Origin of the sequence: Streptomyces lanatus, assembly GCF_014655715.1 — a bacterium.
GTDB lineage: Bacteria > Actinomycetota > Actinomycetes > Streptomycetales > Streptomycetaceae > Streptomyces > Streptomyces lanatus.
The window spans coordinates 1-11,317 of record NZ_BNBM01000007.1; the positions used below are offsets into that span (position 1 = coordinate 1).

The 11,317-nt window shown below is 72.5% G+C and carries 6 protein-coding genes; 4 read left to right on the top strand and 2 right to left on the bottom strand.

Translation table 11 applies throughout. The features are described 5' to 3' along the window. Positions 1-58: 58 nt before the first annotated feature. The gene (locus tag IE325_RS19655; RefSeq protein ID WP_190071267.1) at positions 59-442 is read right to left on the bottom strand and encodes a hypothetical protein; all 384 of its coding nucleotides are present in this window, start codon (positions 440-442) and stop codon (positions 59-61) included. Between the two features lie 100 nt (positions 443-542). Further along, complete coding sequence (locus tag IE325_RS19660; protein WP_190071268.1) at positions 543-3,833, bottom strand: ALF repeat-containing protein; 3,291 nt, start codon at positions 3,831-3,833, stop codon at positions 543-545. 361 nt (positions 3,834-4,194) lie between these two features. Here IE325_RS19660 and IE325_RS19665 point away from each other — a divergent pair, with 361 nt between their 5' ends. The 4 genes from IE325_RS19665 (at position 4,195) to IE325_RS19680 (ending at position 11,315) form a co-directional block, all read left to right on the top strand. Continuing rightward, entirely contained in the window at positions 4,195-4,686 is a 492-nt protein-coding gene (locus IE325_RS19665) for a hypothetical protein (RefSeq protein ID WP_190071269.1), read from the top strand. Positions 4,687-4,769: 83 nt separating this feature from the next. Further along, positions 4,770-6,977 carry a trypsin-like serine protease gene (locus tag IE325_RS19670; protein ID WP_190071270.1) on the top strand — a complete coding sequence of 736 codons (2,208 nt, stop codon included), beginning with the start codon at positions 4,770-4,772 and terminating at the stop codon, positions 6,975-6,977. A gap of 154 nt (positions 6,978-7,131) precedes the next feature. Then, positions 7,132-10,245 carry a sacsin N-terminal ATP-binding-like domain-containing protein gene (locus tag IE325_RS19675; protein WP_190071271.1) on the top strand — a complete coding sequence of 1,038 codons (3,114 nt, stop codon included), beginning with the start codon at positions 7,132-7,134 and terminating at the stop codon, positions 10,243-10,245. A gap of 176 nt (positions 10,246-10,421) precedes the next feature. Next, complete coding sequence (locus tag IE325_RS19680; RefSeq protein WP_190071272.1) at positions 10,422-11,315, top strand: hypothetical protein; 894 nt, start codon at positions 10,422-10,424, stop codon at positions 11,313-11,315. Positions 11,316-11,317: the final 2 nt, after the last annotated feature.

An 11,317-nucleotide genomic window follows, 5' to 3' on the forward strand; every position in this document is an offset into this window, starting at 1 on the left:
CCAGAAGACCGCGATCACACGCCCTGACCTGCCCGAACACAGCCTTGTGCAACACCCTTTAGAGCACGTACAGGATCGCCGGGATCAGGCACACCGGCAGGGTGACGATGAACTGGAGAACCCAGGGGGTGTCCGGGCCTTCGTTGTCCGGCTTGCCGGGGTTCTCCGCGCGCCAGGTCATGAAGGTGCGCATGGCCTTCCAGTGGCCCACCACGCAGAGGGCGCAGGCGATGAGAACGGCGCTGTAGACGGGGAGCCACTCGGTGACCGACTTGTCGTAGACGCCGGCGAAGCCCAGAAGGACCAGGAACGTGAACGCGGGGCCACTGGAGACGAAGATCTTCTGGCGCCGGTTGACCATGCCAGGGACCATCGCGGCGATGAAGGCGGCCGCGCTGAGCGCTGCGAAGAGCCACCACAGTGGTGAGGTTTTGTCCGGCATCTTTGCCCTTTCTGTGGCTTTCTATCGTAGGTGTGGTGCCGGGTGGGGCCGGGCGGCGGGAGTCCTGGACCCCGCCGTCCGGCCCTGGGCACCGAGCGGCTCAGCCGAAGAAGTCGATGATCCCGGAGACACCGGCGTGGATGCCTCCGAGCGCCGCGGCGGCGTAATGGCTGGTGACCTGGGACGCGGCCAGGGCGCCGATGGAACCGAGGCCCATGCCGAGCACCGCGCCGGCGGCTTCCTGGACGAACTTGTCGCTGCCGAAGCCGTATGCCTTGCCCGTGTAGATGAGGCCGGCGGCCGTGAACACCAATGATGCTCCGGCGAGCGCCGCCGAAAGGGGCTGGAGGCCCGGGACGAACGCCGTAGCGGCGGCACTCAGACCGAGGGCCATGGAGATCGTGCCCAGCGCATCGGCCGTCTGCGCGGCGCTCTGGTCGTTCGCGGGCTCCTCGTAGGCGACGGTGACCATGTCGTTGCCGACGTTGTTGGCCGGATCGATGCCGTTGGCCTTGTTGTAGCGGGCCTCCGCCGCCGCCTTGGCGGCCTCGGCGGCGATCTCCTCCTGGCGCTTGCGCTCGACGACCTTCTTCGCGTCGTTCGCCGCCTGCTTCGCCTCCGCCGCGGACTTGCCCGCGGCGATCGCGTCGGCGTACGCCTGGTCGGAGGCGGCCTGTGCGCTCATGGCCGAGTCCACCGCGGACTTGGCCGAGGTGGCGGCCTGGTTCGCCTTGTAATTGGCCTGGCGGCTCGCGGTGCGGGCGGCCGAGGCCGCCTTCGCGGCGGTGGCGGCCGAGGCCTCGGCGTCGGCGGCGGACTTGTCGGCGGCCGTGGCGGAGGCTGTCGCCTTGTCGGACCAGTTCTGAGCGGTCGTCGCCGACGTCTGCGCCTCGTTCGACCACTTCACGGCGTCCTCGGCGTCCTGGCGGGCCTCGGCCGCGGCCTTGGCGGCCTCCGCCGCGTTCTTGTACGCGGTGGCAACGACACGGCCCGCCGCGGCGATCTGCGTGTCGATGGACGCCACATGGGTGGCCGTGTCCTGGTCGGCCTGCTGCGCCTCGTAACGGGCGTAGCTGACGAACTTGTGGAGCATCCACTCCGGGCCCTCCAGCGCGGCCTGGGCCGCGGCCTCGACGTTGGGGCCCGCGGTGGCGAGGGCGGCGACGGTGGTCTGCCGGTCGTCCTCGGTCTTCGCGGTGGAGTAGCCGGAGATCAGGTACTTGTGCAATGCCTCGACACTGCCGTCGTTCAGCGCCGCGTTGGCGGCGGCGGTGACGGCCTTGCCCGCGCCGCTCATCGTCTTGAATACGGCCATGCGGTAGTCGTCGGCCTGCACGTCCTTGGCGTCCTTGAGCAGGAAGTCGCTCACAGCCTTCGGGTCGGTGCTCTCCAGCACCTTCTGCGCCGCCTCCGAGACGACGACCCGGTTGAGGCGGGCCAGGGTGAGGACCTTCTCGCGGTCGTCGAGCCCGGCGGCCTCGGCGTACCCGGTCTCCACCCAGTCGACGACGTCCTGGTTGCCGCCGGTCAGCGCCTGCTGCGCGGCCTGTCGGGTCCAGATCGAGTGGTCGTCCATCAGGTTGACCGCGGCCTTGCGGCCGAGCGCGGCCGCCGCGGCGGTGTCGCTCTCGGCGGCCGCCTGCGCGAGCAGGTCCTTGGTCTCCTGGCTGGTCGCCGCCTGCACCGCCTGGGTCTTGCGCATGTCCGTCTGGGAGCGGTCCTCGACGGTCTCGGCGTACTGGGCCACCTCGATGGCCAGTGCCCGGTCCTCCGCCACCTGCGCGGCCTCGGTGTCGCGGGCGAGCTGGGCGACCGTCTGGGCCTGCGTGAGCGCGCTGTTCGCGTCCGTCGCGGCGGTGATGGCCGCGTTCGCGTTGGCGGTGGCCTTGTTGGCCCAGTCCACGGCCTCGCCCGCGGCGTCGGCGGCGGCGTTGGCGGCGTCGCCCGCGGCCTTCGCGTGGTCGGCGGCGCTGTTGGCTGCCGTGTGGGCCTCGTTCGCGGCCTGGGCGGCCTTGCCGGCCAGCGTGCCGGCCCGGTTGGCGGCGGCCGTCGCGGTGTCGGCGGCGGACCGGGCGAGGTTCGCCGCGTCGCGGGCCCGCTGGGCCTGCGCCTGGGAGACCCCCGAGGCCTCGGCGGCGTCGGCGGCGGCGTCGGCCGAGGCGGCCGCGTTCTGGCCGGCCCGCGCGGCGGCGGCGCTGGACTCCTGCGCCTTGCTGCTCGCGGTGGCGGCCGACTTGGCCGCGGTCGCGGCACTGCGGGCCTTCTCGGCCGTTTCCAGGGCGGCCTTCGCGGCGTCCCGGGCGGCGGTCGCCTGCCCGCTGTCCTTGGACGCGGCGGAAGCGGCGTTCCAGGCGCGCACGGAGGCCGAGGAGGCAGCTGCCGCGGCGGCCGCGGCGGCCTGGGCGGCGTCGGCGGCGGTCCGGGCGGCGGTGATCGCCGTGCGCGAGGCGGTGACCGCCGTACGGGCGGCGTCGGCGGCACCCTCGGCGGCGTCCGCCGCGCGACCGGCGGCACGCGAGGCCTTGACCGCGTCGGACTGCGCGGCCTTGGACTCCTCGGCCGCCTTCAGCGCGGCCTTCTTGGCCTCGGCCGAAGCCGCCTCGGCCCGGTCGGATGCCTCCTTCGCGGCGACGGTGGCGGTGGCGGCGCGCTTGCCCGCGTTCTCTGCCTGCCGCACGAGCTGGTCGATCGTCAGCGACTCCTGGTCGCGGGCCCGCGCCAGGTGCTGGCCCTTCTCCAGGAACACGGTCACATCGGCCGGGGTGCCGTCGAGCGCGCGGTTGATCGCCGTGGTGAGGTTCGGGCCCGCGCCGACGAGCATGGCGGTGGCCTCGGCGCGCTCGTCCTCCTGCCGGGCCGTGTACTGGCCGGAGTCGAGGAAGGTCTGCAGGGCCTCGGGGGTCCCGGTGTCGAGGGCCTTGTTCGCCTCCCGGACCACGGCCGTGCCGCCGGTGCCGAGGACGGTCAGCACCGCGGTCCTGCGGTCGTCGGCGAGGGGGCCCTTGTACCCCTCGGTGATGAACGCGTGGACGTCCGCGTCGGTGCCGGAGAGGGCCTCCTGGGCCTTGGCCCGCACACCGGGTCCCGCGTAGTTGAGGACGGTGAGGGCTGCGGCGCGTTCGTCCTCGGCGCGGGCACGGGCGAACCCCGTGTCGAGGAAGGACTGCAGGGCGTCGTCGGTGCCGGCCAGCGCGGTCTCCGCCTCGGCGCGCACCGCGCGACCGCCGAGCTGCCAGGCGTCGAGGACCTGGGTGCGGGCGTTGTCGGGCAGACCGATCTCGGCCGCCGCTGCGGACTCGCCCCAGGCCGTACCCACCACGGCCGCAGAAAGGGTCAGGGCCAGGGCGGATATGGATCTTCCGCGCCCTCGCCGCCGTTTGAGCATGTTCATTACTAAGAGGCTCCAGGGAATTCAAAGGGCCGTACGACCCTCAATCGCCGGAGCAGGATCACACACGTTGCGGACGTGAATTGGACGGGGGGTTGGGCGTTATCAATTCTAAACTTTTCGTAAACCGATCTTTAATAGAATCCCATACAACCTTCACAGACTATGGCGGACATCACCTCCTGAGCTGCACGTATGTCCCATTTCTTGGCATTCATCCGATGGACTGGGAGTGGAATCTAAGCTTCCATATGTCGGCCGCAGGTGACGCTTTCTGCGTTTCTCCGGCAAATTCTTCCGGGGGTATTTCGAGCCCCGGCTTTTCCTGTATCCCCCGGACAGGAATCTACGAACTAGGACAGTGATGAAGGTACGTAGCGCGCTCGTGCGCAATCTGGGGATCGCCACGGCCGTGGGCGCTCTGGCATGGCTCGCGTCGGCCCAGGGTGGCGCCAACAGCGAGGCCGTCGCCGGCGAGGCCCCGGGCTACACCGTCGAGGACTTCGACTACCCGCAGGCTGACAAGATCCTCGCCGAGCAGGGCATCACCCTCAAGCGCGGCGACGGCCACATCGTCCTCGCCGACTGCGCGAGCCAGACCGGCCTCCTGGAGGTCTGGGCCCGCAGCAAGGACAAGATCTGCTTCCGTGTGACCGGCGACAGCGGTTACCTGACGATGGAGATCCCCTCCGTCTACGGCGTCAAGGGCAACGACTACGCGACCCAGGTCGACATGACCGTCGGCGCCGAGGAGAAGAGCTTCGACGTCGCCGAGAACGCCTGGACCGCGGTCGGCGAGAGCGCGGACGAACAGGGCCGTGAATTCATGCTCGTGGAGATCAGGTCCGCCAAGTAGCGCCCGGCCGCCGCTCCTCACCCGCCGTGCTGCGCCCCGGCGACTCCCGGCCGTGCAGCTCCCTCACCACAGAAACCAAGGTCATGCGTCACACCAGACCCCTTCGCCTCGCCGCGCTCGCCGCGGCCCTGGTCGCGGGCCCGATCGCCCTGTGCGCCGCGCCCGCCACCGCCGTCACCGGGGGCGAGTCCACCGACACCACGTACGGCTACACCGCCCGCCTGGACATCGGCGACGGCACCCGTGGCTGCTCCGGCACCCTCGTGGACGCCGAGTGGCTGCTCACCGCGGCCGGATGCTTCGTCGACGACCCTGCCGTGAGCCTCGACGTGCCCGCCGGGGCACCGAAGCTGAAGACCACCGCCGTCATCGGCCGCGCCGACCTGACCGGCACGCAGGGCGTGGAACGCACGGTCGTGGAGCTGGTCCCGCGCACCGACCGCGACCTGGTCCTGGCCCGCCTCAACCGCCCGGTCACCACCGTCGCGCCCATCGCCCTCGCCACCTCCGCGCCCACCGCCGGCGAACAGCTGACCTTCGCCGGCTACGGCCGTACCAAGGACGAGTGGGCGCCCCTGAAGCTGCACACCGGCGCCTACACCGTGGACTCGGCCGCCGCGACCACGGCCACCGTCACCGGCAAGGACGGCGTCGCCGCGTGCATGGGCGACTCCGGCGGCCCCGTGGTCCGCGTGACCAACGGCACGGCCACCCTCGCCGCCATCAACAGCCGTTCCTTCCAAGGGGGTTGCTTCGGCGTCGACGCCGCCGAGACGCGCACCGGCGGAATCACCACCCGGGTCGACGACCTCGCCGCCTGGGTGAACTCCAAGACCGGCGCCACCGGCATCACCGACTTCAACGGCGACGGCGTCCAGGACATCGCGATCACCGACCCCGAGGCCACCGTGGGCGGCGACGCCAAGGCGGGCCTGGTCCGCATCGTGTACGGCGGGGGCAAGGGCACCGCCGAGATCAACCAGGACCTCGACTGGGTGCCCGGCGGCGCCGAGCCGAGCGACGGGTTCGGGTCGACCATCGACACCGTCGACTACAACGAGGACGGCTACACCGACCTCGTCGTCGGCACCCCCGGCGACGACGTCGGCACCGCCGCCGACGCGGGCATGGCCGACGTCCTCTACGGCGCCGCCGGCGGCCTCGGCACCGGGGTCCAGAAGGGCACCCACTTCGAGCAGGGCACCGGCTCGGGCGCCATCGGCGCGTCCGCCGCCGAGGCCGGCGACCGCATGGGCCACGCGGTCGCGGCAGGCCGCACCGCCGCGGGCGAGCCGTACCTGGTCATCGGCGTCCCCGGCGAGGCACTCGGCACCCTCACCAAGGCCGGCATGGCCTTCTATCTGCGCGGCAGCACCAACATCTCCGTCCACCAGGACAAGACCGACGTCCCCGGCACCGCCGAGGCCAACGACGGCTTCGGTACGTCCGTCGCCGCCAACGCCAACCACATCGCGATCGGCGCGCCCAACGAGGACATCGGCGGCGACGCGGCCTCCGGCAACCTCGCGGTGTTCTCGCACACCCTGCACGCCGACGGTCACCCCAAGCCGCTGTTCGGCCTCGACCAGGACCTCGACACCGTGTCCGGTGCCGCCGAGGCGGGCGACGAGTTCGGCAGGTCGCTGTCGCTCACCGAGTACCGCCCGTCGGGTGCCACCGCCGCCACCGACTCGATCCTCGCGATCGGCTCGCCCGGCGAGGACCTCACCATCGACGGCGCCGCCAAGGCCGACGCCGGCCGGGTCGTCCTCTTCCGTGTCACCGCCGCGGGCACCGGTTCCGAACTGCCCGAGCTCATCCAGGGCAACGGCACCGACGACGTCTCCGGCACCTCCGAGGCCGGCGACCGCATGGGCGAGACCGTCACCGCGGTCAACACCGCCCCGCGCGCGCTGAGCACCACGGCCACGATGAAGCTCGCGGTCGGCGTCCCCGGTGAGGCCATCGGTACGGCCACGAAGGCAGGCGCGGTCCACACCTTCTCCCTCCTCGGCACGCCCGGCGCGAACGACCGCTGGATCGAGGCGGGCGACGGCGACGGCATCCCCGGCACCCCGGCCGCGAACCAGCAGATCGGCAGCAGCGTCCACTTCACCGGCACCAACCTGTACGTGGGCCTGCCCGACGGCCCCTCCACGTACGGCACCCTGTACGCCCTGCCGCTGTCCAACGTGACGGCGGGCGGCACGGTCGCCCCGGTGACGACGTACCAGCCCGGCACCGGCGGCCTCCCGGCCGCGGGTACGGCCTTCGGGCGGGCGGCGCGGTAGTCCCGGGCGGTCCTGTGACCGGCCGCCGGTATCCGTAGTCCAGGCCCGGGCCGCCGGGCGGTGAGGTGAACACTCGCCGCCCGGCGGCCCTCGCCGAGTCACGGTTCCTCTCGCGCGCGGTACCTTCATCGTCACGCCGACGAGGAGAGTGATCGTGAGCAAGTTCGTGCGGCCCGCGGCCGAGGGCGCCGACCCGTTCGGTACGGCCCGTCTGCGTCGCGGCGTGCTGGACGCCTGGGCGACCAGTCCGGCCCGGTTCCGGGAGGACGCCAACGCCGAGGAGGACCTCGTCCTCGGCGGCTACCGGGACCGGCTCGTCGTCGAGCTCGCTCAGAACGCCGCCGACGCCGCCGCCCGGGCGGGGGTCGCCGGACGCCTTCGGCTCACCCTCCGTGAGGGTGTTCTCGTCGCCGCCAACACCGGGGCTCCCCTCGACGCCGCCGGTGTCGAGTCGCTGTCCACGCTGCGGGCCTCCGCCAAGCGGGACACGGCCTCCGTAGGGCGTTTCGGCGTCGGGTTCGCCGCCGTTCTCTCCGTCACCGACGAGCCCGCCGTCGTCGGACGGCACGGCGGGGTCCGCTGGGCGCTCGCCGAGGCCCGGGAGCTGGCCCAGGAGGTCGCGCGGCACAGCCCGGGGCTGGGCGACGAGATCCGGCGCCGGGACGGGCATGTGCCCCTGCTGCGGCTGCCGTTCGCCGCCGAGGGCTCCGCCCCCGACCCGTACGACACCGCCGTCATCCTCCCGCTCCGCGACACCGCCGCCGCCGATCTCGCCGAGCGCCTGCTGAACGCCGTCGACGACGCCCTGCTGCTGGCACTGCCCGGCCTGGAAGAAGTCGTCATCGAGGTCGGGGAGGGCGAGCCGCGCACCCTGCGGCGCCGCACCGACGGTCCCTTCACCATCGTCGAGGACTCCCGCGACGGCGTCACCCACTGGCGTACGTCCGTCGCCCACGGCCCCCTCACCCCCGAACTCCTCGCCGACCGCCCGGTCGAGGAGCGGCTGCGCCCCCACTGGTCGCTCACCTGGGCCGTGCCCGTCGACGCCGCCGACAGCACCCCCGCCCGCCCCCGCACCGCCCCCGTCGTCCACGCGCCCACGCCCAGCGACGAGGCCCTCGGCGTCCCCGCCCTGCTCATCGCCTCCTTCCCCCTCGACACCACCCGCCGCCACGCCGCCCCCGGCCCGCTCACCGACTTCCTGGTGCAGCGCGCGGCCGACGCCTACGCCGAACTCCTCGCCGACTGGCGCCCGGTGGGCGAGGGCATCATCGGGCTGGTACCCGGGCCGCTCGGCAAGGGCGAGCTGGACGGGGCCCTGCGGCAGGCCATCCTGGAGCGGCTGCCGCGCACCTCCTTCCTGCCGCCCGCCGCCGAGCACGACCCGGAGCTCCCCGAGGCCCTCAGACCCCGTGACGCCGAGGTCGTCGAGGGCGCCGGTGCCGACACCGTGCGCGTGCTCGCCGAGGTGCTGCCCACCCTCCTGCCCGCAGGGCTCGAACGGCGCGTGGAGCTGCGGACGTTGGGCGTCGCCCGGGTCCCGCTCACCGACGCCGTCGACCGCCTCGCCGGCCTTGAGAAGGAGCCAGGCTGGTGGCGGCGGCTCTACGACAGCCTCGCCGGGGTCGACCCGGACCGGCTGTCAGGGCTGCCCGTGCCGCTGGCCGACGGACGCACCACCATCGGCCCCCGCCAGATCCTGCTCCCCGCCCCCGACTCCGCCCGCATCGACCCGGAGATCCTGGCCCGCCTCGGCCTCAAGGTCGCCCACCCGGACGCCGCGCACCCCCTCCTGGAGAAGCTCGGCGCCCTCCCGGCCACACCCCGCGCGGTCCTCACCACGCCCCAGGTGCGCGCCGCCGTCGCCGCGTCGCTGGACGACGACGGCGGGGTGAACTGGGAGGAGGACACCCCGGATGCGGAGGAGCTGGCGGAGACGGTTCTCGCGCTCGTGCGGGACGCGGGCCTTGAGCCCGGTGACGAGCCGTGGCTCGGGGCCCTCGCGCTGCCCGACGAGGACGGGGAGCCCGCCCCCGCCGGTGAGCTGGTCCTCCCCGGCAGTCCCTTCGCACAGGTCATGCGGGACGACGAACTCGCCACCGTGGACGCCGAGTTGGCCGAGAGGTGGGGCGAGCAGCCCCTCGCCGCCTGTGGCGTCCTCGCCAACTTCGCCCTCGTCCGCGCCACGGACGTCGTCCTCGACCCGGACGAACTGGAGCCCCGCGAGGGCGACTTCGCCGAGCCCGACGACGCCGGTCTGCTGGACGCCGTCGACGTCTGGTGCGAGGACATCCTCGACCGCTTCCCGGACACGCCGGTACCGCCGGTCGCCACCGAGCTGATCGCCGTACGCGATCTGGACCTGGTCGACGACGACAAGTGGCCCCAGGCCCTCGCCCTGCTCGCCCAGCCGCCGCTGCGCGACGCCCTCACCCAGCAGGTACGGATCCTGCTGCCCGACGGCACCCATGAAGTCGTACGGCCGTACACGGCATGGTGGCTGCGGGGCAACCCGGTGCTGGACGGCCGCCGCCCGGCGGGCTTGCTCGCGGCCGGCGGCGACCCGCTCCTCCGCGGCCTGTACGACGAGGCCGACGCCACCGGCTTCGACGACGAACAGGTCCTGCGGGCGCTGGGCGTGCGCACCTCGGTCGCCGCGCTGCTCGACGAGCCGGGCGGCGCGGCGGAACTGCTCGACCGCCTCGCCGATCCGGAGCGGGACGTCACCGCCGCCCAACTCCACGCCCTCTACGGCGCGTTGGCCGACCTTGACCCCGAGCAGGTGACCCTGCCGGACGAGCTGCGGGCCGTCGTCGACGGGCGGGTGGAGGTCGTGGACGCTGGGGACGCGGTGGTCGTGGACTCGCCGGATCTGCTGCCGTTCACGGAGGGGGTGCCGCTCCTTCCCGTACGGCCGTCGCGGGCCGCCGAACTGGCCGAACTGTTCCAGGTGCGGCGGCTGAGCGAGTCCGTCACCGGGGAGGTGACGAGCGAGGGCACCGAGCACGACGTACCGGAGTCGGTACGGGTGCTGCTGGGGGCACAGACGCCCGGGTCGTACGTCGAGCACGAGGAACTCGTCGTCGACGGCATCGAGCTCGACTGGCGGCTGACCGACGACGGGGTGCTCCACGCGTCGACCCTGGAAGGCGTGGCCGCGGGCCTGGCCTGGGCGGCGGGGCAGTGGCCGCGCCGCTTCGAGGTCGCCGCGCTGCTGGAGGATCCGTCACGGACCGCGGAACTGGCACGCGACCGCTGGTTCGACTGAGCGGTCGCGGGCGGCGGCGGGCGGTGGCGTGACGAAGGTCACGCAATTTCCTCAGGGGTCACACAACCGGCAACGCCCGCCTCATATCTGATCACTTGAGCCATCAGGCTTCACGATCAGATAACCCGGGCCCCGACATGACCAACGGGGCCCCCTTTCCGTACCCAGGGGAACGCATGCGCATCAGAGCCACCGTGGCCGCCGTCTCCGGCGCCCTGGCCGTCTCCGCCGTCGCCGTCCCGGCCGCGCAGGCCGACGACTCCGCCGCCTCCTACCGCGCGGCCGTCGCCAAGGTCCGCGCGGCCGACTCCACCAGGGCCCCGGGCAAGCCGTACGACCTGAACGTCTCCTTCTCCGACGTCAAGATCGCCAAGACGGTGAAGGTCGGGACGACGCAGCATGTCGCCACGACGGTGACGTACAAGCTGACCCATGGCGCGGACGTCAATATCGCTGCCGCCGACTTCGTCACCGAGGTCTTCATCTACCGGGGTTCCTACCCGGGGTGGGACAACAAGCTCCAGGGCGACAAGCCCGCCAAGTGCACCGCGACCTCGCCGACCACCGCCAACTGCAAGGGCACGATCGACGTCTACCCGGGCGCGCACGAGCTCCGCAACACGGACGCCGGCACCTGGCGGGCCGCCGCCGAGGCCACCGCGTTCAACGGGCAGAACCCCGCGGGCGAGGTCTTCGACATCACCAAGGTCGGCTACGCCGCCAAGAGCGGCATCGGCACCACCCTGATGCAGCGCACCTCGAAGCTCACGGTCGACGCCACACCGGAACCGGTGAAGAAGGGCAAGCCGATCACCATCACTGGCAAGCTGTCCCGCGCCAACTGGGACCGCGGCACCTACAACGGCTATGTCCAGCAGCCCGTGAACCTGCAGTTCCGCAAGAACGGCAGCAACACCTACACCACGGTCAAGACCGTCAAGACGAACGAGACGGGCAACCTGAAGACGACGGTGACGGCAGCGCAGGACGGCTATTTCCGGTTCACGTTCGCGGGCACGACGACGACTCCGGCGGCGACGGCCGCGGGCGACTTCGTAGACGTCCGTTAAGG

Bases quoted from the DNA above. Each gene is read 5' to 3' on its own strand.
- IE325_RS19660 (WP_190071268.1), bottom strand. From the start codon at position 3,833: ATGAACATGCTCAAACGGCGGCGAGGGCGCGGAAGATCCATATCCGCC.
- IE325_RS19665 (WP_190071269.1), top strand. From the start codon at position 4,195: ATGAAGGTACGTAGCGCGCTCGTGCGCAATCTGGGGATCGCCACGGCC.
- IE325_RS19680 (WP_190071272.1), top strand. From the start codon at position 10,422: ATGCGCATCAGAGCCACCGTGGCCGCCGTCTCCGGCGCCCTGGCCGTC.
- IE325_RS19655 (WP_190071267.1), bottom strand. From the start codon at position 442: ATGCCGGACAAAACCTCACCACTGTGGTGGCTCTTCGCAGCGCTCAGC.
- IE325_RS19670 (WP_190071270.1), top strand. From the start codon at position 4,770: ATGCGTCACACCAGACCCCTTCGCCTCGCCGCGCTCGCCGCGGCCCTG.